This is a genomic window from Acidovorax soli (assembly GCF_014207955.1).
In the GTDB taxonomy this organism is placed as follows: Bacteria; Pseudomonadota; Gammaproteobacteria; order Burkholderiales; family Burkholderiaceae_C; genus Acidovorax; species Acidovorax soli_A.
This window is the reverse complement of record NZ_JACHLK010000003.1, coordinates 32568-55897: the sequence shown is the minus strand read 5'-3', so window position 1 is coordinate 55897 and position 23330 is coordinate 32568. Positions and strand designations below refer to the sequence as shown.

The window sequence follows — 23330 nt, the reverse complement described above, 5'->3', positions numbered from 1 at the left end:
CCGCAACGGATCGAACCCCTCAACAACCTCTCCAAGGAGTCTTCCATGTCCATCGTCCTCTACTGGCACCCCATGTCCAGCGCCACCCCCATTGCCAACGCCCTGGTCGAACTCGGCCTGCCGCACGAACGCGTCACGCTGGACCTGCAGGCCGGCGACCAGCGCCGCCCCGAGTTTCTGGCCCTCAATCCCAATGGCAAGGTGCCTACCGTGGTGGTGGACGGCAACCCCATGTTCGAGACCCTGGCCATCCACTTCTGGCTGGCCGGCAAGTACGGTGTGGAACGCGGCCTGTGGCCCCAGGAGGACACGCCCGAGCGCCTGCAGGCCATGTCCTGGGCGACCTGGGCCTATGTGACCTACGGCGCGGTGCTGGTGCGTCTGCAACTGTCCACGCAGGGCGACGCAGCGCTGCGCAGCGAAGTCTGGGCGGATGCGGCGCGCAGCGGCCTGGACCAGTTGCTGGCCCTGCTCGATGCACGCCTTGCCGCGCAGCCCTGGATGATGGGTGCCGACTTCTCGCTGGTGGACCTGATCGTGGGCGCGGTCATCGGCTACAGCGCCTACATCGGTGCGCCCGTGGCCGCCCACCCGCATGTGCAGGCCTGGCTGGCCCGGGTGCAGGCGCGCCCGTCCATGCAGCTCAAGGCGGATTGATCACAGAATGAGGAAGGCGGCGGCTGCCACGGCGGTGGGCAGCAGCGCCCCCAGCAGCAGGCCGCCCGCGCCCACGCTGCCGTCGGTGAAGCCGCCCTTGAGCAGGGCCACGCCGGCCGGGTTGGGCGCGTTGGCGATCACCGTGAGGCCGCCGCCGGCCACGGCACCGGCCACCAGCATGTACTTGGCCGGGTCGGAGATGCCTTCGATCAGCGAGCCCAGGTAGGTCAGCGCCGCGTTGTCGGTGATGGCCGTGAGACCCAGGGCACCCGCGAACAGGGCCAGGGGCTGCAGGCCCTCGACGATGGGCTGCAGCCACCACTGCTGCATGCCGCCCAGCACCACCAGGCCCGCGAGGAAGAAGCCCACGAGCAGCGCTTCCTTGAGGATCAGCGGCGACTGGTGCTCTGCATAGGCCTGGGTGTAGCCCAGGAACATCAGGAACAGCGCCAGGAACACCACCGGGTGGTGCGCGAACACCACCACGGCGGCCAGCAGGCCCAGGTGCACGGCCACCACGGCCAGGGGCACGGCGGGTGCCGCGGCGGGCTTGTCCGCGCCCTGTGCTGGCTGCAGGTGGCTGCGCAGCACGAAGGTGCAGAGCGTGGCGTTGAGCAGCACGGCCAGCGCGGCCTTCCAGCCGAAGTGGGCGAGCATGAAGGCGCTGTCCCACTGCCAGGTGCTGGCCACCATGAGCACCGGCGGCGCGGCGTAGGAGGTGAGCGTGCCGCCGATGGACACGTTGACGAACAGCGTGCCCAGGGCGAAATACTTCACGCGCTCGGGTACGGCGCGGCGAAAGATCTGCGGCGCCAGCATCAGCGCGGCAATGGTCATGGCCGCCGGCTCGGTGATCAGCGAGCCGAGCAGCGGCACGGCCGCCAGGCCCAGCCAGGCGGTGGCCAGCGGCGTGGCCACGGGCAAGTGCCGCGCCAGGGTGTCGACCACGGCCACCACGCTGCGCAGCACCGGGCTGGAGGCGGCGATCACCATGACCACGAAGACGAACAGGGGCTCGGTGTAGTTGCGCGACTCGGCGTAGTCCAGCGCCTGGCTGCCGCCCGAGACAAAGGCCATGGTGACCACGAGCACGATGGCCCAGAAGCCGAAGACGACCTCGACCTCGCCGAGCAGATGGAACAGGCCGGAATGGCGCGGGTAGCGGTGCGCCAGGTGCTCGAACAGACCGGCGGCAAAGGTGTGGAGCAGGGCGATGCCGAAGAGGGCGGCGGCAATCCAGTGGATGGTGTGGGCTTGCATGGGCAGAAATTCCAGTCGCAGACAGACCGCGTGGCGGCCCGACCGACGCTGTACCTGTCGCGCTATCTCGCAGCGTATTGCAGCACGAACACCCAGCCCCCATTTTAACAGAAGGGGGTAAAGCCGGCCTACATGGCCTTGAACAGGTGGGCGTAGAGCCGGCTCACGGCCAGTTTCTCGGGCCGGCCTGCCAGCGCCAGGTGCAGCTTGCCAGCCTCGTCGCGCGTCACGGTGGTGATGGCGCTGGCGCGCACCAGGGTGCTGCGGTGGATCTGCCAGAACACGCTGGCATCGAGCTGTTCGGTGAGTTCCTTGAGCGGCGTGCGGATCAGGAACTCGCGTGCGGCCGTGAGCACGCGCACGTACTTGTCGGCCGCCTCGAAGTACAGCACCTCGGCCACCGGCACCATGTGGATCTGGTTGCCGCTGCTGGCCTGGATCATGGTGAGGGGGCCGGCCGGGGCAGGGGGGCTGGCAGGCGCGGCCGTCGCCACGCCGGGGGCGGCCAGCAGATGGCGCAACTGGGCCATGGTGGCCTCCAGCGCATCGGCGGCGGGGGCCTTGGCTGCCAGGGCCTGCTGCAGCTTCTGCACGGTCTTCTGCAGGCGCGCAGCCTGCACGGGCTTGAGCAGGTAGTCCACGGCCTGGGCCTCGAAGGCCTGCACGGCGTACTGGTCGTAGGCGGTCACGAAGACCAGGGCCGGAAAGGGCTTGTCCGCGGGCCAGGCATCGGCCAGCTCCACGGCGGCGTCCAGCCCGGTCTGGCCCGGCATGCGGATGTCGAAGAACAGCACCTCGGGCTGCAGCGCCAGTGCCTGGCGCACGGCCGAGCGGCCATCGCCCACGGTGGCAGCGATCTGCAGCCCGGGCCAGGCGCGGGTCAGCTCCTGCTGCAGGGCCGCGGCGAGCAGGGGTTCGTCTTCTGCGATCAGGGCGCGCGGGGCGGCGGTGGCGGTGTTCATGCGGAGGTGCTCAAGGGGTAGGTGATGGTGGCGCGCGTGCCCTTGGGGGTGTTGGCCGCCAGCACGAAATGGCCGGCCTCGCCATGCAGCGTGGCCAGGCGCTCGCGCACCTGGGCCAGGCCGAAGCTGGAGCCCGGGCTGGCGGGAGCGGGCTGTGGGGCCGCATCCAGCCCGGCGCCGGTATCGCTCACCTCCAGCACCAGCAGCGTGCGGCCCGCCGGGCCGGCCTGGGTGCGCGCCTGCACCGTGATGTGGCCGCCTTCCACCTCGGGTTCGAGCCCATGGCGGATGGCGTTTTCCACCAGCGGCTGCAGCAGCAGCGGGGGCACGGGCAGCTCGCGCAGGGCCTCGGGCAGGTCCAGCGTGTAGGCCATGCGCGGGCCCATGCGCACGGCCATGAGTTCCAGGTAGTCGGTCAGGCGCTGGAACTCGTCGGCCAGCGGATGCTGGGTGCTGCGCGAGGCGTTCAGCGTGGCGCGCAGGTAGGCGATCATGCGGTCCAGCATCTCCTGCGCACGCACCGGGTCGGTACCGATCAGCACGCGCAGGTTGGCCAGGGTGTTGAACAGCATGTGCGGCTCCAGCTGCGTTTCCAGCAGCTTGAGCTGGGCCTCGGTGGCCTGGCTGTGCACTTCGGCCATGCGCGCCTGCAGCCAGGCGCTCTTGCCGTTCACGTAGAAGTAGTAGCTGATGATGGTGCCTGCCACCACGGTGATGCCGATGGAGATGCGCAACTGGGCGCGCCCTTCGGTATCCCACGACGAGACACCGCACCACCAGTCCGCCAGCAGGGTGCCGCCCAGGTAGCCCAGCACGATGCCGACCAGGGGCAGCGCCACGCCGGCCACACCCTTGGGCCAGCCGTATTCATGGCTGGAGGGAAACAGGTGGCGGCCGAAGTCGATCAGCGCCCAGGTCAGCGTGCCGATGGCCAGCGAGTAGGTGGCGGGAATGTAGTAGGGCTTCTCGGGGCGGAAGGCGTACTGGATGCCCGAGATCGCCAGGCAGAAGGCCAGGGTCTGCAGCAGGCGCTGGAGCTTGTCGAGCCAGTCGATCTTCATGGCGCCTTGCTGCCTGTGAGGTCAGCGCTGCTCGTTGTCGCGCTGGCGCAGCAGGCGCTCGCGCTCTTTCTGCACCATGCGCTCGCGCAGGCCGCTGCCCGTGCCCAGCACGAAGACCGAGACGCCGTGCAAGGCCAGCCCCAGACCCCAGCCCAGCAGCGGGTAGACCGACCAGGGGCGGTTGCCAAAGCCGTAGCGCGACATGGAAAACACCACGATATTGACCACCACGAACAGGACGGCATGCAGGTACCAGCCGAGCTTGGCGCCGGCGCGCTTGCGGGCGAGTTGTTCGATGGCTTCAGGGGTCAGGGGGGCGGTCATGGAGAGTGGATTCTAGGCTGCTGCGTGGCGACTTTGCCAGCCCGCGCCGGGCAGCCGCAGCGTGCATGCCAGCACGATGGCCGATGCCGCGCGGCACGCCGTGCGGCGCAGCGGGTGGTCCTGCGGCAACAGGCCGAGCAGGGCGAGCAGAGTGAGGATCGACAGCATGGATGTGTCCTGCGCTGGGCTCACGGCGCCTTGGCTGGCGCGGGGGCGGCGGCCACCGGCAGGTGCTGCTCGAAGTAGCGCACGATCTTCGTGTCCACCGCGCGCATCTGGCCGCGGTCGAAGCCGGGCGGGTCGCCCAGCAGGCGCACGGCCAGGTCGGACATCTGGGCCAGCGGCGGCTGGGGCGAGAGCAGGGCGCCATGGCCGGCATCGGGCAGGGCGGCGAGCACGGTGCAGCGCTCGGCACACGACGCGAGCACGCGGTCGCTGTGGAAGCGCGGCACCAGCCACAGGTCCTTGCCCGAGGTGATCAGGGCCAGCGGCACGCGCGGCTTTGCCAGCGAGGCCATGTCGAAGTCGGCTGCCGCGGGCACGCCCGAGACGACGGCGGCGATGCGCGGCTCGTCGTGCGTGTACCAGGTGGCGTCGTCGTAGCGCTGGCGGATCACGCCCACGGCGACGCTTTTCTTGATGCCATCGAGGAAATTGCCCTTGAGTTCGGTGAGCAGGCCGACGCAGGTGGAGAAATCGTCTGCGATGTTCGCCTCGCAATGCTGCTTGTACAGGGCGGGCGACCAGCGCCCGCCGGCCAGGCTCAGGGCCGTGTGGCCGCCGGCGGACATGCCGTACATGCCCACCCGGTCGAGCGAGAGCAGGGGCGCCAGCGCGGCATCCTGGGCCACGGCATCGATGGCGCGCGAGACTTCGGCGGGGCGTTTCTTCCAGCTGTCGGGCCCAGGTTTGGACGGGTCCTTGGCGTTGTCGCCCGCATGCTCGGGCATGGCCACCACGAAGCCGGCCGCCACCAGGGCGCGCGCCAGGTCCGAGTAGACCCAGGGGTTGCTGCCCGAGCCGTGCGAGACCACCACGAGCCGGCCGTTGCCCGCCACCGGCGCTCCTTGCCAGGCCAGTTGCAGCTGGAAGGGGCCGCGCTGCAGGGGCTGGTCGGCGGCGCTGCTGGGGTAGTAGACCGTCACCGGGCCATCGCCCTGCAGACCGGCGATCTCCCGGAGGCCGACCCCGGCCTGGGCCAGGCTGGCGGACAAGGCCAGCAGGCCTGCCAGTGCCAGATGGATGGGATGGTGCATGGCGGTCTCCTTTTGCCGTGCCGTGTTCAGGCGCGGTTGTTGTTCTGGGCAATGCGGTCGCGCTCGGATTGGACCATGCGTTCATGCCAGTTCGAGCCGCCTGCGATGAAGTACACCACCATGCCGTGCACCAGCAGGCCGATGCCCCAGCCCGCGGCGGGGAACACGGCCCAGTGGCGGCCGCTGGACAGCGACAGCGAGACCAGCAGCAGGTTGACCAGCACATAGACGGTGGCATGGATGAGCCAGCCCAGCTTGGCGCCTGCGCGGCGGCGGGCCAGGTTTTCGATGGGGTCGTTGGACAGGGGGTAGCGGCGGGACATGGTGGTTCTCCTTGGGGAATGGGGGGAGGGGAAGGGATTCAGGCGGTGGCGTGGCAGGGTGCGCTGCGGGCAGCCTGGGGCGCCAGGGCCATGCGCCACAGGCGGACCGAGCGGGCGATGAACAGGCCGTTGAACACACCGTAGAGCGCGGCGATCTGCAGGTCGAAGGTGGCGTCGTGGGCCAGGGCGGGCTGCATGGCCAGCTCGATGCCGACCAGGTACTTGGTCAGGAAGATGCCCAGGATCAGCAGCAGGGGCAGGGGGCTGCCGGGCAGGTGGAAGCTGCGCGCATCGGCCAGGTAGCGGGTGCCGGCCGGCACGGCGGGCCGCAGCACCAGGGTGAGGGTGGCGACAGCGGCGGCCGCGGCGAGCCAGGCGGCCAGGGTGCCCAGCACCTGGCCGGAGCCGCCGAAGGCCGATACCAGCCCATAGACCGAGAACAGGGTCATGGCCACGGGCATCACGGCCACGCGGGTCAGGCTGGCGGTGCGGGCCACGAGCTGGCTGGCGCCCAGGGCGACGAGTGCGGCGAGCAGGCCCCAGACCCAGGTGGGGGTCTTTTGCAGGACGGTGGGCAGGGCTTCGGGGTGGTGGATCAGAAGGTCGATGATCATGGCGTTGCTCCGGTAGAGGGACGAAGAATGGGGGGACGAAGGTGGCGGGACGAGGGGTTCAGGCGATGCCCAGCTGGCTCCACAGCCATTGGCCGAGCAGGCGGTCGGGCAGCAGGGTGAAGGCACCGGCCACGAGGCAGGAACCGACGTAGGTGCCCTGCATGAGCAGGCGGTGCGCTTTCACGTTGCCACGTGAAAGGAAGTAGAACGACAGGGCGATCAGGCCCAGCGTGATGGGGACCAGCAGGTGGATCACGCCAAAGCCGGCCAGGCGCGGGCCCTTGTCGCCGCTGATGAAGATGGCCGAGAGGGCCACCATCACCATCAGCGTGACCCAGGCGTAGCCAGCGGCGCGGTGCAGGCGCGGGCGCTGGTCGCGGGCGCGCCGGGCCCACAGCGCCAGCGGGCCGATGGCAACGGCGGCCAGCGCGGCGGCCAGGTGGATGGCGATGGCGGGGGTGATCTGCATGGTGGGCTCCGGTGGGGCGGTGTTCGTCGATGGGCGTACTGTGCCGATCGCCTGCCGGGCCTGCCATCGGCCTGCGACGGAATGCAGGGGCGGGGGCGCGAAATGCAGTGCGCCGGAGCAAAGTGCAGGTGTTTTGGTGCTGCTCAGGGGTGAGCGGCGGGGATAATCGGCAGCTTTTGCCGGCCCTGTGGGCCAAAAGGACGCACGCGTGGACCTCGTTTTGCTGGCCAAGGCCGCCCTCATGGGCGTGGTCGAAGGCCTGACCGAATTTCTCCCCATCTCTTCCACCGGCCACCTGATCCTTGCGGGGTCCCTGCTCGGTTTCGACGATGCCAAGGCCAAGGTCTTTGACATCGCCATCCAGACCGGCGCCATCTTTGCTGTCATCCTGGTTTACTGGCAGAAGATCCGCGCCACCCTGGTGGCGCTGCCGCGCGAGCGCAGCGCGCAGCGCCTGGTGCTCAACGTGCTCATCGGCTTTCTGCCGGCGGTGGTGCTGGGCCTGCTGTTGGGCAAGGCGATCAAGGCGCACCTGTTCATCCCGGTGGTGGTGGCCAGCACCTTCATCGTGGGCGGCTTCATCATCCTCTGGGCCGAAAAACGCCCGGCCGCGGCCACGCGCATCCACGAGGTGGACGACATGACGCCGCTGGACGCGCTCAAGGTCGGCCTGGTGCAGTGCCTGGCCATGGTGCCCGGTACCAGCCGCAGCGGCGCCACCATCATCGGCGGCATGCTGCTCGGGCTGTCGCGCAAGGCGGCCACAGATTTCTCCTTCTTCCTGGCCATGCCCACGCTGATCGGTGCGGGCGTGTACAGCCTGTACAAGGAGCGTGCCCTGCTGTCGGTGGCCGACATCCCGATGTTCGCCACCGGGCTGGTGTTCTCCTTCATCAGCGCCTGGCTGTGCGTGCGCTGGCTGCTGCGCTACATCAGCACGCACAGCTTCGTGCCATTTGCCTACTACCGCATCGTGTTCGGCATCGTGGTGCTGCTCACGGCCTGGATGGGCTGGGTGCAGTGGGCTGAATGAGGCGAAGCACCCCTGAGGCGCTTCGCGCCTTCACCCCTCTCTCTCCCCGCTGCGCGAGTCGGGAGGGGGACGCCCCCAGTGCGGCGGGGCGGCCCTTGCACGGGGGCACTGGCTTGGTTCGCGCCAGTTTCATGCGCCGTGGGTGGCGCGTGGTGCGATAGACAACCAATCCGCATGAGCACCCCTGCGGAACGCCCGGCCCGGGGTGGCAATGTCCGGAGGGTCTTTGGGGTCTGGAAGTGATAAGCTGTAACGCATGGTTGCGCTGTCCGTTCGCGCAGCCTGTTTCCGCCTGCCTGCCGACGACCCTTGCCCCGGGACTTTCGCCACATGACGCCAGACGAGCCAGAGATTGCGCACCCCATTGCCAGGCCCACGGACTGGTCGGCCGAAGAGCTGCTCGATCTGATCACGCGCAGCGTGGGCGCCACGCTGGCGGCCGTGGACCGCAATCTGCGGATGATCTACGTGAACGAAGAATATGCGCGCTGGTTCGACAGCACGCCCGAGCGCCTGGTGGGCAAGACCCTGGTCGATCTGTATGGCGAGCACGATTGCGCGCGCTTCATGCCCTTTGTCGAGCGGGTGCTCCGTGGTGAGCGGGTGCAGTACCAGCGCCTGCTGCGCACGCCCTACGGTTTCGATGAGTGGCGCACCATCTGCCTGACGCCCTGGCCGGCGCGCAACGGCGTCATCGACGGCTTCATCACCACCGCACTGGACGTGCACGAACTGCAGGTCACGATGGATGCCCTGCGCACGGCCAACCAGCGCCTGTCCTCGCACATGGAGAACAGCCCCCTGGCCGTGCTCGAGATGGACCAGGACCTGCGCCTGCTGCACTGCTCGCAGCGGGCCGTGCAGCTGATGGGCTGGCTGCCCGTGGCCCACCTGGAAGGGCAGTCGCTCGTCGACCTGCTGGGCCACACCTCGGACGAAGGCCTGCACCAGGCCCTGCAGCGGCTGCAGGCCGGGCAGGAGGCGCAGAACCGGGCGGAAACCTCCTTCGTGCGCGGCGATGGCCTGGAGGTGCATTGCGAGTGGTTCAATTCCGCGCTGACCGATACCGAGGGGCGGGTGACCTCCATCATGGCCCTGGTGGAAGATGTGTCGGCCAAGATCCAGATCGCGCGCCAGCAGCAGTACCTGGCCAACCACGACTCGCTGACCGGGCTGTACAACCGTGCAGCCTTCCACCACCGGCTGGAGCAGTCCCTGGCCCGGGCGCGGCGCAGCGCCGGGGCGGTGGCACTGCTGTTCATCGACCTGGACGGCTTCAAGCGCGTCAATGACCTGGAAGGCCACAGCGCGGGCGACGAAGTGCTGCGCATCGTGGCCCAGCGCCTGTCCTCCATGGTGCGCGCGGGCGACACCATCGCCCGCCTGGGAGGCGATGAGTTCCTGGTGATGCTGGACCGCGAGGTCACGCGCGACGTGACCGACGGCATCGGCCAGCGCATCATCCATGCGCTGCACGAGCCCATGTGGGTGGACGGGCGCGCCCTGCACATCGGCGCCAGCATCGGCGTGGCCATGCACCCCCCGCTGGAGGGCGAGATCGACGCCCTTATGAACCGCGCCGACCAAGCCATGTACTCCGCCAAGCGCGCCGGCAAGGGGCGCCTGCACTACGCCCAGCCGGCGGCGCTGCAGTGAGCAGCGCCGGGCCGCGCCCTACTCTTCCCTGGGCAGGCGGATGCTCTGCTGGAACTTGAAGAAATTGGTCGGGTCGTAGGCGCGCTTGGCCTGCTGCAAGGTCGGGTAGGCCGGGCCCCAGTAGGCGTTCTCGAAGTCCTGCAGGCTGGCATCGGGGTAGTTCTGGTACACATGCCCGTTCAGGAAGGGTTGCACCAGTTGCATGAAGCCGGCCAGCCAGGCCTCGGTCTGGGCGCGTTCGGCCGGGTTGCGCCAGAACACGTCGACCACCAGGTCGGCATCCACGCGGCGGTGGATGAAGGCGCTGGCCTCGATGGGGTAGCGGTTGATGGCGCCGCCATAGGGCTCCAGGTAGGCCAGCGACCACTGGTTGGGCGAGGTCTTGAAGTAGTCGATGATGGACTGCCAGTCCGCCGTGGTGAGCGGGCGGCTGATGTAGCCCGAGGCCTTGCTCTCGGCAATGCCGTCGGGCAGGTTGTCGGGCAGGGAGTAAGGATGGTCTTCGAGCCAGATGTTCATGTCCGGGTAGGTGCCGGTCTTGTCCACCAGCAGCTGGGCGCTCGGGATCTCCATCAGCGGGGCAATGGCCTGCAGGCCGGCCTCGCGCGTGCCGCAGAACATGCCCTGCACCATGGCCACCGGCTGGCCGCCGTAGTAGCCCAGGTTCATCATGTAGCCCAGCGCATCGGGCGCGCCGCTTTGCATGTAGCGCTGCTGCATCATGGTCAGCACGTTGGCGGCCTGGGACATGTCCCAGCCGATGGACCAGGCCCACACGGTGTCCAGCGGCACCATGGTGTAGGTGACCTGCAGCAGCACGCCGAAGTTGCCGCCCGTGCCACCGCGCATGGACCAGTACAGCAGCGGGTTCTCGGTCTCGCTGGCCGTGACGATGGTCCCATCGGCCAGGGCCACGCGCAGCGATTCCACCAGGTCGCTCTGGATGCCGTAGCGCCGCGAGGTATAGCCATAGCCCCCGCCCTGCACGAAGCCGCCCACGCAGACGCTGCCGCAGGCGCCCGTGGGCACATGCCAGCCGGTGTGGTTCATGGCGCCGTTGAAGTGGTCGAAGTCGGTGCCGGGACGCACGTGCACGCGCTGGTTCGGCGGGTCCAGCACCACGCCCTGGATGTCGCTCAGGTCGATCACCATGCCGTTGTTGACCGAGTAGCCGGCCGTGCTGTGGCCGCCGCAGCGCACGGCCACGGGCACCTTGTACTTGCGCGCTACGGCCAGGCATTCGAGCACATCGTTCTCGACGGCGCAGTAGACGATGATCTTGGGGAACGACTGGAAGGCGGGGTTCGACTCCTGGCGGGCCTGGTCGTAGTCGGGGCTCGAGGGCAGCACCACCCGGCCCACCAGCATGTGCTCCAGGTGGGCCAGCGATTCCAGCGCGATGGCGGTGTCGGAGGTCTCGCCGGCGCCTCCCGCCGCATCGGCCGCCGATGCGGCAAGGGCGTGGAATTGCGCGACACGCGCAGCTTTGGCAATGCGGGCGGGGCTTTTGCGATGGGCCATGGCACGGGATCCGTTGGGAAGTTGCGAGGCCTCCTGTGTAACGGAACGCCCGGCATTTGACCAGCAATGGATTCCCCAGGTGCCATGCCCCGGGACCCTACGCCGATGAGAGGGCCAGGTCCCCGGTGTTGCGGCGCAGGCAGAACTTGCCGCTTTGCTTGCCGCTGTACATGGCGGCATCGGCGAGCTTGAGCAGGGTGGCGGCGTCGCTGCTGTCGTCGGGGGCGATGGCATAGCCCACGGTCAGGCCCACGTGGACCTGGATGCTCCCCAGCGAGAAGGGCAGGCGGAAGGCGTCGAGCAGCTTGAGCCCCAGTTCCTGGGCCTGCTGGGTACCCGCCAGGTGGCCGGCCATCACCACGAACTCGTCGCCGCCCAGGCGCGCGACCACATCGCTTTGCCGCACATGGCCCTGCAGGCGCCGCGTGACGGCCACCAGCAGCTCGTCGCCGACATCGTGGCCATGCTGGTCGTTGACGGGCTTGAAGCCGTCCAGGTCCATCATGTAGACGGCCAGCAGGTCGTTCTTGCCGCAGCGCGGCAGGGCGGCGGCCAGCGCCATGTTCAGACCGCGGCGGTTGGGCAGGCCGGTGAGCGGGTCGGTATGGGCCAGCGAGTGCATGGCATCGCGCTCGCGGTTGGCGTGCAGGGCCTCCAGCTGCAGGGCATGCGTGCGCAGGCCCAGAACGCGCATGAACAGCAGCATGTCGATGGTGGCCCCGAACTGGAAGGAGTGCAGCGTCCAGAAGTTCACGGGCACAAAGCCGTTGATGACGCCGATCATCACGGCCGTGGTCACGAAGTAGATCAGCCAGGCCGCCAGCAGGCTGGTGCCCACGCCATCGCCCGCGATGGCCTTGCGCACCGCACCCGGGATGCCCATCAGCGCGGGCACCAGGCCCAGGATGCTCACGATGGCGGCAATGGCGCGCGTGCTCAGCACATCGAGGCCGTAGGCGATGCCCAGCACCACGCAGAGCACGGCGCCGCAGCGCATGGCGCGCAGGAAGCGGCTCTGGGGGCGGTCTCCCGCCAGGGCCTGGCTGATGAACAGGAAGGAACCGCAGGTGGCCAGCAGCGCCGACAGCCCTGAGGCATGTTCGGTGAACCACAGGCTGTTGCTCCACAGGTACTGCCGGCCGATGCCGAACAGGTGCAGCGAGAACATCAGGCTGCCCGAAATGAGCAGTGCGTAGAAGATGAATAAGGGCTCGCGCAGGCTGGCCCACTGGGCCAGGCTGTAGATCAGCAGGCACAGCGCCAGGCCGGTGAGCACGCCCTGCAGCATCTGCTCGTCCACCGCCGTGGCGAGCATGGCCGACGACTTGTTGAGCGTGATGGGCAGGATCATGGCAGCCCGGGTTTCCACGCGCATCAGCAGCTCGTAGGCCTGGCCGGGCAGGAGCTCCAGCGCCACGGCGTGCGAGCGGCTTTGCAGCGGCCGCTCGGAATAAGGCTGCAGGCTGCCCAGCACCACATGCCGGGTCACATGGCCTGCGCTGAGCACGAAGACGTCGACCCGGTTCAGGTCGGGGTGGTTGATGTCCAGCGTCCAGCGGCCGTCGGAGGTCAGGTGCACCGACAGCGGTGCGCGCAGCCAGATGGCGTCCGAGCGCACGCCCAGCGTGGCGCCCCGGGAGGGCGGGGGGGTGAAGTCACCGGCACGGGCCTGCACGTCCTCCAGCCCGAGCTTGAGCGTGGGGTCGGACAGCATGCTCACGGCCGGCCAGACCTCGACCGAACCGGCGCTGTCGTGCAGCACCAGGGGCTGCGCCGCGTGGGCCCTGCCGGCACCCGCCAGCAGACCCAGCAGCAGCACCAGCCCTGCAAGGACCTTCCAGAGCCTGCGCCAGGCGGGCTGCGGGTGGGCGGTGGGGTGGTGGTATGCCAAGGCTTGCATCTCAGGAGGCCAGCGCGGCGGGGCCATCGCCACGCAGCAGGCAGTGCTTGCCGGATTGCTTGCCCCGGTACATGGCGGCGTCGGCCTTGCCCAGGAGCTCGCGCACCTCCTTGCCGTCGAAGGGGGCCAGCACATAGCCGATGGTCAGGCCCACGTGCACGCGCAGGTTGCGCAGCGTGAAGGGCTCGCGGAATGCGTGCAGCAGGCCTTCGCCGATCTCCCGCGCCTGCTCGGGCCGTGTGAGATGGGGGGCCAGGATGATGAACTCGTCTCCGCCCGGGCGCGCCACCAGGTCGGTCTGGCGCCGCACATGGGCCGACAGGCGCTGCCCCACGGCCACCAGCAGGTCGTCGCCCACGTCGTGGCCGTGCGTGTCGTTGACGGGTTTGAAGCCGTCCAGGTCGAGCAGGAACACCGCCACCATGCGGTCGGGCGCACATTGCTGGAGGGCCGCGTTCAGCGCAATCTGCATGCCGCGGCGATTGGGCAGGCCCGTGAGCGGGTCGGTATGGGCCAGCGAGCGCATGGCATCGCGCTCGCGCTGGGCATCGAGCGTGGCCTGGCGCAAGGCCTCCGAGCGCAGCCCCAGCACGCGCAGGAAGAGCAGCATGTCCAGCGTGGCGCCGAACTGGAAGGCATGAAGGGTCCAGAAATTCACCGGCACCCAGCCCTGGACCAGGGCCGCCATCACGAGGGCGGCGGCGCCGTAGACGGTCCAGGCCACCAGCAGCGTGGCACCGATGGGGTTCCCCTGGCGTGCCTGTCGCAGCGCGGCGGGCAGGCTCAGCAGGCTTGGCACCATGCCGAACAGGCTCATGAAGACGGTGGCGGCCTTGACGCTCAGCAGGTCGAACGCGAAGGCCAGGCCCACCAGGGCCGTGAGGGCGGCGCCCCCCAGCATGGTGCGGGCATAGCGGCTGTCCGGGGCGTCGCTCGCCATCGCCTGGCGCAGAAAGAGGAAGGAGCCCGCCAGCGCCGTCAGGCCGAAGAGGACGGCCCCATGCATCTCCATCCACACATTGCCCGGCCAGAGGAACTGCGAGCCGATGCCGAAGAATTGCAGCGAGAAGCCGGCGCTGCCCAGCACCACCAGCGCATAGCAGGCAAACAGGCGGTCGCGCTGACCGGCCCACTGGAGCAGGCTGTACAGCAGCAGCCAGAAGGCCAGGCCGTGGAGCAGGCCCTGCAGCATCTGCTCGCGCAGCGCCAGCTTCAGGCGGTAGGGCGCCTCGCTGACCGTGATCGGCAGGATCATCGGCCCCAGTGTGCGCACGCGGATCAGCAGCTCGTAAGCCTGCCCGGCCTGCAGGTCCAGGGCGAGGCCCGGGGTCCGGCTCGCATCGGCGGCTTTGCCGGGCGCGCGCAGGTAGCCCAGCAGCGCCTGCTGCAGCACCTCGCCATTGCGGGCCAGGTAGATGTCGACCTCCTGCAGGGCGCCGTAGTCGAGGTTGACGATCCACTGGTGCGTGGGGGCCTCGTGCACGGCCAGTGGAATGCGCAGCCACATGGCTTCCTGGTGCGCTCCGATCGAGCCGCCGCGGTGGGGCGGTGCCTCGAACCGGTCGAGCCGGCGCAGCATGTCGCCGGCCGTGCGCTCGCGCGAGGCATCGGCCTGCAGGCTGGCGACGCTCCAGGCGTCCAGGTTCTGGGAGCCGGGCGTGAGCACCAGCGGCGTGGCGGCGCGTGCAGGCAGCCCCGGGAGCATGAGCAGGCACAGCACCGCTGCGGCCACCATGGCAGCGCGGTGGGCCATCGAGCGCATGAACCCGTGCAGTGCACTCATTGCACACCTGCGGAGAGGGCCCCATGCCCGCAACCAGCCATGCGCCACCGCAGTGGCGCCGGCGCATCGGCAAGGCAGGAGGGCAGGGCGCTGGACATGGTGCTCAGGAGACAACAGGTGCGGTGGCGGGCCTGGATGGCGGGACAACCAGTATGCCTGCGGAACGCAATGCCTGTGCACAAAGCGTGCCGGCCAGGGAGGCGGCGGGGCTGGGCAGGCGCATCGGGGTCATCAGGCCGTCAATGCCATGCTGGCATCGTTGCGGATGAGGCAGTGCTTGCCGCTTTGCTTGCCCTTGTACATGGCGGCGTCGGCCAGGCGGATCAGTTCGCGGGGCTCGGCGGCGTCGATGGGGGCCAGGGCATAGCCGATGGTCAGGCCCACGTGCATCTGCAGGTGGCTCATCACGAAGGGCTCGCGGAAGGCGTGCAGCAGTGCGTTGCCCAGGTCCTCGGCCTGCTCGGCGCGCAGCAGGTCGGCCGCCATGATGATGAATTCATCGCCGCCCAGGCGCGCCACCACGTCGGTCTTGCGGCGCACATGGTCCTGCAGGCGGTGGCTCACGGCCACCAGCAGGTCGTCGCCCACGTCATGGCCATGCAGGTCGTTGATGGGCTTGAAGCCATCGAGGTCCAGCAGGTACACGGCCACCAGGCGGTTGGGCGCGCACAGTGAGATGGCCGAGTTCAGGGCCAGTTGCAGGCCGCGCCGGTTGGGCAGCCCTGTGAGCGCGTCGGTATAGGCCAGGGCGCGCATGGCGTCGCGCTCGCGCAATGCGTCGTCGGTGGCGGCGCGCAGCGCATCGGTGCGCAGGGCCAGCACGCGCAGAAAGAGCAGCATGTCCACCGTGGCGCCGATCTGGAAGGAGTGCAGGGTCCAGAACGACAGCGGGGCCCAGCCCTGCACCAGGCCCACCATCACGGCGGCTGCCACGAAGTAGGCGAGCCAGGCGGCCAGCAGCGTGGCGCTCACGGTGTCGCCCTGGCGCACCCGTTTGATGGCCAGCGGCAGGCTGAGCAGCGAGGGCAGCGGGCCGAAGAGGCTCAGGAAGGCCGTGGCCTGCCGGGTGTCGATCAGGTCGGTGAGGAAGGCGATGCCCACCAGGCCGCACAGCGTGGCACCGCCGTGCATGAGGGCCAGAAAGCGGCTGCGTGCTTGGTCCCCCGCCAGCGCATGGCCCATGAACAGGAACGACGCCGCCAGCGCCAGCAGCCCGGCGGCGCTGGCGGCGTGGACCTCCATCCAGTGGTTGTCGCTCCACAGGAACTGGCTGCCGATGCCGAAGAACTGGATGGAAAAGCCCGCGCTGCCGGTGACCAGCAGGGCGTAGAAGAGAAACAGCTTCTCGCGCTGGCTGACCCACTGGTTCAGGCTGTAGACCACCAGGCACAGCGCCAGACCGGCCAGCAGGCCCTGCAGCATCTGCTCGCGCAACGCCTGCGGCAGCAGCACCGGGGCCTTGCTGAGCACCAGCGGCACGATCATCGCGCCCCCGGTGCGCACGCGCACCAGCAGGTCGTATTGCTGGCCGGGCTGCAGGTTCAGCATCATCGACGGCGTGCGCCCGCGCAGCGGCCGGTCGGAGAAGGGGCGCAGATTGCCCATCAGGGCCTGCTGGACCACCGCGCCGTTCTCGGTGAGGTAGACGTCCACCTCGTTGAGCACGGGGTAGTCGATGCTCAGGATCCAGGGATGGGCCGGGGCCTGTGCCACGCTCAGCGGCAGGTGCAGCCACACCGCATCCTGGCGCACGCCCAGCGTGCCTTCGGCCCCGGTGGGGGGCGTGAACTCGGGCAGCCGGGCGAGCATGTGCTGCACGCCGAGATGCCGGCTGGCGTCGGGCAGCATGCGCACATGGGGCCAGGCATTCACCGAGGGCTGCTGATCGACCAGCACCAGCGGCTGGGTGGCCGGTGTGGCTGCGGCCGACAGCACCGGCCAGAGCAGTGCCAGGGCCAGCCATGCCATCCACCGCCGCCATGCACCGCACCCCGCGGGCGTCTGGCGCGCGGCGCCTGCCGGTGTGCGGCGGGGGGCGGTGGGGTGCCGGGCCATGGGGGCTACGCCGTCTCCTGCGCCGTGGCGGCAGGCTGGGAGGCCGCGGTGGCCGGGCGGGCACTGGCGGCCAGCTTCAGGCTCCAGGTGCCCTGGGTGGTCAGGCGGTCCTCGATGCGGTTGATCCACTTGGGCACATGCGGGTCGTCGCTCCAGTTGTGCACCACGCCGTCCACCTGGTTGAGCAGCTCGCTGGGCAGTTGCAGCGGCCGGGTCTGGCTCATCAGCACGCGGCTCATGAAGTGGTAGCCCAGGATGCGCGTGAGCGTGCGCACGATGGAAAAGCGCGGCAGCACCAGGCGCAGCACCCAGTCGATGACCCGGGCCACCAGCAGCACGCCCCAGAACAGCAAGGCCGAGGACCAGGGCACGGGCTGGGTCAGACCCAGGTCGCCCGCCGTGGCCTTGCCGCACAGGAAACGCGTCATCAGCTGGGGCATGGGCTTGGCGATGTTCCAGGGGATGGAATTGGCCATGGTGGCCATGAGCGCCTGGCCCAGGCCCGGGCGCGGGTCGGGCGTCACGGGCTCGGCACGGCCGCGGGCCTGCATGCGGGCCATGAGTTCCTCGCCCTGGTCCATGGTCTCGACCATGAGCCCGCGCTCGATGCCCAGGATGTGGCCGACCACGTTCCAGGCATGCAGGTAGGCCTCTTCATCGTGCCGGGGCAGGCCGATGCCCAGGCGGCGCATGCTGCGCAGGAACACATAGCCGAAGGTGAGCAGCGTGTAGGCCAGCTCTTCCTGGTTGCAGGGCAGGCCATCGCCGGCCACATCCCAGCCGCGCGCGAACAGCGCCTGGTACATGCTGTGCCTGGGCGGCAGGCCGGGCAGCTTGCCGAGCAGGCCCGCGCCGACGATGCCCTGCTGGGCCTGCAGGTGCTGCACGGCCGCCTCGGGCGTGCCGCGCAGTATCAGGTTGCGGATGGTGGCGTGGATCAGGCGCACCTTGAGGATCTGTGCCACGCCCGCACCGTCGCCACGGGTCAGGCCACCGTGCATCATCACCGGGAAGATCATGGCCGCCGTGGAGCGGATGCGGTACTCGGTGTGCTCCTCGAGCTGGCCTGCGGTGTGCAGCACGCTGGAGAGGTCGGGGATCACATAGCACTCGGGCAGGCTGGCGCAGAACAGCAGGATGCACGAGAGCGCGCCGTGGTCGAAGAAGATCTTCTCGGCACGCTCGATCTTGTGCGCATCGGCCCATGCGGGCAGCACCTGGCCCTGGGCCAGGTAGTCCTGCAGCGCCTTGGCCATCTCCTCGTTCACGCCGTCGCCCGTGGCCGTCCAGCCCTGGATGCTGGCATTGGTGGTCCACTCGCCGAACAGGCGGTTCACGGTCTTGATCTGCGCCCACTGCGGTGCATTCTCAGGCGGCAGGCCCGGGGGCCAGGGGCCCAGGATGTCGGCGATGGTCTTGTCGGCCAGCGGATCGGCATGCTGCTGCATGGAGGCCAGGTCCGCATCGGAAATGGCCGGCGTGGGGTGGGTGCTCATCAGACGGCCTTCAGCTGGTTGCGCCAGCGCTGCAGGCCGGCAAGGGCGCACAGCAGCGGGATGCCCATGGCAAACGGGGCGATGGATTTGATCTCGACCGGGTGGCCCAGGAACACCTGGAACACCAGGCCGGCGCTGTAGATGCCCAGCGGCACGGTGGCGTGGCGCGGCAGAAAGTTCACCGAGCCGGCCTTGAGCGCCATCTTGCGCGTGGCAAAGCGGAAGGCGCAGAGAATGCAGAAGCTCACGAAGACCCAGCCGAAGAAGCCCTGCACGGTCTCGCCGAACCAGGCGCCGTCGGTCTTGGTCATGATCCAGGCCTTGAGCACGTAGACCAGGTAGGGGTCGGCCCCGAGGTCGAAGGCCGTGACGATCATGGCGGCCAGGAACGAGAGGAAGACCGCATTGCCCACGCCAGGCGCCCCGTCCACGGGCGCCTGCCAGACGATGAGGTTGCTGATCACATAGGCAGCATAGGTCAGAGCGAACCACATCATGGGGATGACCACGGGCACGCCCACGCAGCGCAGGCCCAGCACCTCGGTGTAGGTGTAGCTGCCGAAGAACCAGCCATGGGTGCTGCCCATCTGCTCGGCGAACCAGCCCAGGCTGACGGCGATCAGCAGGAAGTGCAGGGCGGCGGAGGCTCCCAGCAGCCGCGCGGCACTGGCCCAGGTGGCGGCGAACATCAGTACCGAAGCCACCGCAATGGCCAGGGTGACGCCCTTGCCGGGGCCGATGGAGGTGTAGATCAACGCGGCGGACACCAGCACGAAGACCAGCACGGGCAGCCGGACGGTCAGCAGATTGGAAGCAGGCATGAATATGTACACGCTGTTACAAACCCCCAGTGTAGGGGATTGTTGCGACACATCCCCTGCTTGTTTGCACTGAGAAGCCGCCAACTGCGCGCTTTTCTCCCTCTATTTATCGGTTCAGGCATTGTGGGGCCAATGCCTTTGGGCGTGAATAGACAGGAAGGATTAGAGAGCCACCCATTCAGGGGGCGCTCCATGTGCAAAGAACCTGGGCCTGCGGGAGGCCCCGGGGCCTCAGCGCGCCGCCACGGCGGCCAGGTTCAGCAGCGAGGCCTCGATGGCCGCAGCCGTGGCCTGGGGCTGCTCCATGGGAAACAGGTGGCTGCCGTCGAGCATCATGGTGCGCCCCTCGGTGATGCGCAGCGTCATGGCCATGCCGACCTGCCTCATCTCCTCGGAGTCGCGCCCGCCGATGAAGGCGGCCGGGCATTGCAGCGGGTGCCGGGCGAGCAGGCGCCCCAGGTTGTGCGGCAGGGTGTTGTAGATGGCGGTTTCCACTGCGCGGTCGAAGCCCAGCACGCGCTTGCCGTCCTGGTCGGCCAGGCCATGGGTGATGTAATCGTGCAACACCTCGGGGTGCCAGCGCGCAAAGGCCTTCTTGCGCCGGAAATGCTCCAGCGCTTCCTCGTTGCTGGCCCAGGTGTTGCGGCGCTGGCGGCTGATCTTGCCGGGCGAGATGGAGCCCACCACCTGGGTGCGCTTGGCCACGTCCAGCGCATTGGCGCGCCAGCCGCCGATCAGCGGCGAGTCGATCAGCAGCACGCCGCGCACCAGTTGGGGGTGGCGCGCCGCGGCCATCACGCTCAGGAAGCCGCCCAGCGAATGCCCCACCAGGAACACCGGTTCGCCCAGGCGCTGCACCTGCTCGCCCGCAAAGTCCGCCAGGTGCTGGACCAGGTGCGGCCAGTTGTTGGACACCGGGTACTCGGGCTCATGCCCGAAGCGCTCCACCGCGCTGATGTCGAAGCCGCGCTGGCGCAGCAGCTTGAAGAGAAGGCGGTAGGTGCCCGCGGGAAAGCTGTTGGCGTGCGAGAAGACGATGGGGAGCATGGGCGGGCGGCGGGTCAGGAAGGCGTGCACGCGCGGCCGGGGCGGCAGGCCGCCCCCTGGCATGCGCGCACGGCCCTCAGATGAGCTTGTCCAGGTGGTTGGTGATCTTTTTCAGCGGCTTGCTGCGCGCCGGGTTCACCATGATGGGCACGGTCGTGTCGCCGCCGCCCCAGGCCGGGTCCTCGATGCTGTCGAAGACCTGGCGCAGTTTTTGCCCCCAGCTGTCGTGCAGCATGCGGAAGTAGGGGTTGTGCTCGTCGATGCAGATGATCTTGTCGGTGGCGAAGCGGTCCACCTCGTAGACCACCAGGTCCAGCGGCAGGCCCACCGAGAGGTTGGACTTGAGCGTGCTGTCCATGGACACCAGGGCGCATTTGGCGGCCTCGTCCAGCGGGGTCTCGGGGGTGAGCACGCGGTCCAGCACCGGTTTGCCGTACTTGGACTCGCCGACCTGGAAGTAGGGCGTCTCGGAGGTGGCCTCGATGAAGTTGCCCGCCGAGTACACCTGGAACAGGCGCATGCCCTCGCCCTTGATCTGGCCGCCGAAGACCATGGAGACATTGAAGTCCACGCCCGAGCGCTTGAGCGCCGCGCCATCGCGCTCGTGCACATGGCGCACGGCCGCGCCCAGCACGCGCGCGGCATCGAACATGCTCTTGGCGTTCCAGATGGTGATGGGCTCTTCCTCGTCGCGGTCGACGATGTGCTCGGTCTGCAGGATCTCGCGCACCGACTGCGAGATCGACAGGTTGCCGGCCGACAGCAGCACCATGAAGCGGTCGCCCGCCTTCTCGTACAGCATCATCTTGCGGAACGAGCTGATCTGGTCCAGGCCCGCATTGGTGCGGGAATCGGACAGGAAAACCAGCCCGGCATTGAGTTTGATGGCGACGCAATACGTCATGGGGGCAAAGACGGCAAGTAGGGAATCGTTGTAATGCATCCGCCGCGGGCCGGGGCCTGCGGTGGGGTGGTGCCCCCCTGCAAGGCGCCGCATACTATGAAAACAATAGCAAAACGGCCCTGGCAGTGCGGCAGCGATCCCCGATTTTAGGGCGAATCGGCCGGTGCCGTGCCGCCGGTCCGTCCGGCAGGTTGTCGGCGGGTGGGACATGTCCGACATTGCAGCGGCCTGTTGCCTGACGTTACAGGCCCCGGCGCTGGCACTTACTATCATTCACATTTCATACCGGGAGGCTGCATCTTGTTCCACTTTTCTACCCCCGTCCTGCCCGCCGCAGGGCTGGCGCGCACAGCTTTGCTGGCGGCGACCATGACCCTGGCCGCCTGCGGTGGCGGGGACAGCAAGAACGACACTCCGCAGCCCCCCCCGCCGCCGGTCGCCACGGCGGGCGAGCTCAAGTCCGCGGCCCTGCTCAACACCATCACGCCGGCCCAGATCACCGAGGCCCTGTCCAAGGACGCCTCCAAGGTGCAGGGCATCGTGCCGCGCTACGCCGTCACCTCCTACCGGCTGGAGTACATGACCTCCGACGCCCAGGGCAAGGAAGTGCGCGCTTCGGGCCTGGTGAGCGTGCCCGTGAAGGCGCTCGGTGCCAGGAGCCCGGTGCTGAGCTACCAGCACGGCACCATCTTCAAGAGCGCCGAGGCCCCGAGCAACAATGCCGTGGGTTCCGAGGTGGCGGTGGTCATGGCCTCGCTGGGGTACATCGTGGTGGCGCCGGACTATGTGGGCTATGGGGTGTCCAAGGGCACGCCCCACCCCTACCTGCTGTCGGCGCCCACGGCGGCTTCCACGCTGGACATGCTTACGGCTGCGCGCACCTGGCGTGCCCAGGGCAACGCGGCCGACAATGGCCAGCTCTTCCTGACCGGCTATTCCGAGGGCGGCTATGCCACGATGGCGGCGCACCGCGCCTTGCAGGCCGGCAATGCCCCTGAGCGCCAGGCGCTGCGCATGGTGGTGGCGGGCGCCGGCCCTTACAACGTGCAGGCCACGCTCGATGGCCTGGTGAACGTGGTGCGCGACCGTGAGCCCGTGCTGGGGGCGCTGATCAACCCGGGCTTTTTGCGCTATCTGGGCGGCAGCGTGCAGCGCGAGGTGCGCCGTGCGCTGCTGAAAGCCCTGCTGCCCGACGATGCCGACGTGACCTTCGACAACCAGTTCATCGACAACTTCCTGGCCGACGACGTGCAGGCCGTGGCGCGCGTGAGCAGCGTGCACGACTGGAAGCCCCAGGTGCCCGTGCGCCTGTACCACGGCCGCGACGATGTCACCGTGCCCTATGGCAGCTCGGTCAGCACCCTGCAGGCCATGCGCGCCCAGGGCGCGGGCGACCTCGTGACCCTGGTCGACTGCCCTGCGGTCCCGTCCAGCCACATCGGCTGCGTGCCGCCCTTCCTCAACTACATGCTGGGCCAGCTGGCGCCGGTGGCGCAGGATCTCTGATTCTCTCGGTGTCTGTCGAGGACTGGAACCCGCCTGGGTACCTTTTTCGCAGTCCTCGTCATCGTGCTTTGCTTGCCGGCCTCCCATCACGACCGGGCCGGCGGCCATAGGCGGGCCGTATGCACCAAGGCCAAGATCCAGACGGTATCGGCCTGTACCTCATAGACCAGCCTATAGCTCTCGTGTGGGATCAACTCACGGGTGCCCGGGATCTGTCCGGACCGTCCCAGCAGGGGGTGCTCGGCCAGCCGCCCGACCGCTGCCGAGAAGATCTCATCCATGCGGATGGCGGCGAGCGGGTTGTCCTGGGCGATGAAGTCGACGATGTCGGCGCGGTCTTTCTCTGCGGACAAGGTCCACAGGACCCTCATGCGTCTGCGCCGCCGGCTTTGGCCCGCAGTGCAGTGCGACGGGCAGCAGCGCGCGCCTCGACATCGGCGTCGCTGGCATATTGACCGGACGCGATCTGCGCGCGCGCCAAGTCGACCTTGGCGCGCAGGAAGGCGTCGTGTTCGCGGGCCTGCCGTTGGCGCTCGATGAACTCGCGCATCAGTTCGCGCACCACCTGCGACGCAGGGCGGTGGCTGGCTTCGGCCTCGGCCATGAAGGCATCGCGCAACTCCGGCTCCAGCTTCATGGTGAACATGGCTTCTTTGGACATGGCCTGCTCCGGGAACGTTGA

23 protein-coding genes are annotated in these 23330 nt (G+C 68.8%); 4 read left to right on the top strand and 19 right to left on the bottom strand.

From position 1 onward, the window contains the following. Positions 1-45: 45 nt before the first annotated feature. Positions 46-657, top strand: coding sequence for a glutathione S-transferase family protein (locus HNP48_RS09025; protein WP_184856591.1), 612 nt, complete (start codon positions 46-48; stop codon positions 655-657). On the opposite strand, the gene HNP48_RS09020 is transcribed toward HNP48_RS09025, so the two are convergent. The 9 genes from HNP48_RS09020 to HNP48_RS08980 form a co-directional block, all read right to left on the bottom strand. Then, on the bottom strand, positions 658-1917 hold the full coding sequence (locus tag HNP48_RS09020; protein ID WP_184856590.1) for a putative Na+/H+ antiporter: 1260 nt from the start codon (positions 1915-1917) through the stop codon (positions 658-660). It abuts the gene before it with no gap. A 128-nt stretch (positions 1918-2045) separates the two neighbouring features. Next, positions 2046-2879 (bottom strand): LytTR family DNA-binding domain-containing protein, encoded by an 834-nt coding sequence (locus tag HNP48_RS09015; protein WP_184856589.1) that lies wholly within the window; start codon positions 2877-2879, stop codon positions 2046-2048. Then, entirely contained in the window at positions 2876-3940 is a 1065-nt protein-coding gene (locus HNP48_RS09010) for a sensor histidine kinase (RefSeq protein WP_184856588.1), read from the bottom strand. The genes HNP48_RS09015 and HNP48_RS09010 overlap by 4 nt, the downstream gene beginning before the upstream one ends. A 21-nt stretch (positions 3941-3961) precedes the next feature. Beyond that, positions 3962-4264, bottom strand: coding sequence for a 2TM domain-containing protein (locus tag HNP48_RS09005; RefSeq protein ID WP_184856587.1), 303 nt, complete (start codon positions 4262-4264; stop codon positions 3962-3964). A 12-nt stretch (positions 4265-4276) separates the two neighbouring features. Beyond that, a complete protein-coding gene (locus HNP48_RS09000) occupies positions 4277-4432 on the bottom strand; it encodes a hypothetical protein (protein WP_184856586.1) in 156 nt (51 codons plus the stop codon). A 20-nt stretch (positions 4433-4452) separates the two neighbouring features. Beyond that, the gene (locus tag HNP48_RS08995) at positions 4453-5520 is read right to left on the bottom strand and encodes a serine aminopeptidase domain-containing protein (protein ID WP_184856585.1); all 1068 of its coding nucleotides are present in this window, start codon (positions 5518-5520) and stop codon (positions 4453-4455) included. Between the two features lie 26 nt (positions 5521-5546). Beyond that, entirely contained in the window at positions 5547-5843 is a 297-nt protein-coding gene (locus HNP48_RS08990; protein WP_184856584.1) for a 2TM domain-containing protein, read from the bottom strand. A 38-nt stretch (positions 5844-5881) separates the two neighbouring features. Further along, positions 5882-6457, bottom strand: coding sequence for a DUF6622 family protein (locus HNP48_RS08985; RefSeq protein ID WP_184856583.1), 576 nt, complete (start codon positions 6455-6457; stop codon positions 5882-5884). Positions 6458-6515: 58 nt separating this feature from the next. Next, positions 6516-6926, bottom strand: coding sequence for a DUF2306 domain-containing protein (locus tag HNP48_RS08980; protein WP_184856582.1), 411 nt, complete (start codon positions 6924-6926; stop codon positions 6516-6518). A gap of 208 nt (positions 6927-7134) precedes the next feature. Between HNP48_RS08980 and HNP48_RS08975 the strand changes: the two genes are divergently transcribed. Together HNP48_RS08975 and HNP48_RS08970 are read left to right on the top strand one after the other, a co-directional pair. Beyond that, positions 7135-7959: an undecaprenyl-diphosphate phosphatase gene (locus HNP48_RS08975; protein WP_184856581.1), complete on the top strand. Its 825-nt coding sequence runs from the start codon at positions 7135-7137 to the stop codon at positions 7957-7959. A gap of 330 nt (positions 7960-8289) precedes the next feature. Then, positions 8290-9615 carry a diguanylate cyclase domain-containing protein gene (locus HNP48_RS08970; RefSeq protein ID WP_184856580.1) on the top strand — a complete coding sequence of 442 codons (1326 nt, stop codon included), beginning with the start codon at positions 8290-8292 and terminating at the stop codon, positions 9613-9615. Between the two features lie 18 nt (positions 9616-9633). On the opposite strand, the gene HNP48_RS08965 is transcribed toward HNP48_RS08970, so the two are convergent. The 8 genes from HNP48_RS08965 to HNP48_RS08930 form a co-directional block, all read right to left on the bottom strand. Further along, a complete protein-coding gene (locus HNP48_RS08965) occupies positions 9634-11136 on the bottom strand; it encodes an FAD-binding oxidoreductase (RefSeq protein WP_184856579.1) in 1503 nt (500 codons plus the stop codon). 97 nt (positions 11137-11233) lie between these two features. Further along, positions 11234-13036 carry a diguanylate cyclase gene (locus HNP48_RS08960; RefSeq protein WP_184856578.1) on the bottom strand — a complete coding sequence of 601 codons (1803 nt, stop codon included), beginning with the start codon at positions 13034-13036 and terminating at the stop codon, positions 11234-11236. A 1-nt stretch (position 13037) separates the two neighbouring features. Next, on the bottom strand, positions 13038-14819 hold the full coding sequence (locus HNP48_RS08955; protein WP_184856577.1) for a diguanylate cyclase: 1782 nt from the start codon (positions 14817-14819) through the stop codon (positions 13038-13040). A 231-nt stretch (positions 14820-15050) separates the two neighbouring features. Next, complete coding sequence (locus HNP48_RS08950) at positions 15051-16787, bottom strand: diguanylate cyclase (protein ID WP_184856576.1); 1737 nt, start codon at positions 16785-16787, stop codon at positions 15051-15053. Positions 16788-16879: 92 nt separating this feature from the next. Beyond that, positions 16880-18370, bottom strand: coding sequence for an oxygenase MpaB family protein (locus HNP48_RS08945; RefSeq protein WP_184856575.1), 1491 nt, complete (start codon positions 18368-18370; stop codon positions 16880-16882). Beyond that, a complete protein-coding gene (locus tag HNP48_RS08940; RefSeq protein ID WP_184856574.1) occupies positions 18370-19191 on the bottom strand; it encodes a carotenoid biosynthesis protein in 822 nt (273 codons plus the stop codon). The genes HNP48_RS08945 and HNP48_RS08940 overlap by 1 nt, the downstream gene beginning before the upstream one ends. A 231-nt stretch (positions 19192-19422) precedes the next feature. Then, complete coding sequence (locus tag HNP48_RS08935) at positions 19423-20238, bottom strand: alpha/beta fold hydrolase (protein ID WP_184856573.1); 816 nt, start codon at positions 20236-20238, stop codon at positions 19423-19425. A 76-nt stretch (positions 20239-20314) separates the two neighbouring features. Further along, positions 20315-21142: a proteasome-type protease gene (locus HNP48_RS08930; protein WP_184856572.1), complete on the bottom strand. Its 828-nt coding sequence runs from the start codon at positions 21140-21142 to the stop codon at positions 20315-20317. 300 nt (positions 21143-21442) lie between these two features. Here HNP48_RS08930 and HNP48_RS08925 point away from each other — a divergent pair, with 300 nt between their 5' ends. Continuing rightward, a complete protein-coding gene (locus HNP48_RS08925; protein WP_184856571.1) occupies positions 21443-22648 on the top strand; it encodes a S9 family peptidase in 1206 nt (401 codons plus the stop codon). A gap of 86 nt (positions 22649-22734) precedes the next feature. On the opposite strand, the gene HNP48_RS08920 is transcribed toward HNP48_RS08925, so the two are convergent. Together HNP48_RS08920 and HNP48_RS08915 are read right to left on the bottom strand one after the other, a co-directional pair. Continuing rightward, positions 22735-23019 (bottom strand): type II toxin-antitoxin system RelE/ParE family toxin, encoded by a 285-nt coding sequence (locus HNP48_RS08920; RefSeq protein ID WP_184856570.1) that lies wholly within the window; start codon positions 23017-23019, stop codon positions 22735-22737. After that, complete coding sequence (locus HNP48_RS08915; RefSeq protein WP_184856569.1) at positions 23016-23309, bottom strand: antitoxin of toxin-antitoxin stability system; 294 nt, start codon at positions 23307-23309, stop codon at positions 23016-23018. Before HNP48_RS08915 ends, HNP48_RS08920 begins: the two co-directional genes overlap by 4 nt. Positions 23310-23330: the final 21 nt, after the last annotated feature.